The sequence below is a fragment of the Burkholderia sp. APQ4-4ca genome (assembly GCF_057837105.1).
The window spans coordinates 1-322 of the sequence record NZ_JBYQCG010000030.1 but is presented as its reverse complement, the minus strand read 5'-3'; the positions used below and the strand labels follow the sequence as shown (position 1 = coordinate 322).

Here is a 322-nt window from a genome sequence, read left to right as displayed (position 1 = left end):
TATGCCCCCATGTACAGGTATTCCTCAGGTGTACCTACCGCCAGACAATGGTGGGTCTGGTTGGATTCGAACCAACGACCCCCGCCTTATCAAGACGGTGCTCTAACCGACTGAGCTACAGACCCCTGAGTCTGTCTTTAATTTACAGCCGATCAGCGTGAGCGCTCAACTTCGCGAGATAGCTCTGGAAAGGAGGTGATCCAGCCGCACCTTCCGATACGGCTACCTTGTTACGACTTCACCCCAGTCATGAATCCTACCGTGGTGACCGTCCTCCTTGCGGTTAGACTAGCCACTTCTGGTAAAACCCACTCCCATGGTG

Annotated in this window: 1 tRNA gene and 1 rRNA gene; both read right to left on the bottom strand. The window is 54.0% G+C overall.

The annotated features are described in order from the left end of the window. Nucleotides 1–48: 48 nt before the first annotated feature. A tRNA-Ile gene (locus AC3IFE_RS01515) sits at nucleotides 49–125 on the bottom strand. A 63-nt stretch (nucleotides 126–188) separates the two neighbouring features. Further along, a 16S ribosomal RNA gene (locus tag AC3IFE_RS01510) occupies nucleotides 189–322 on the bottom strand; the annotation flags it as partial.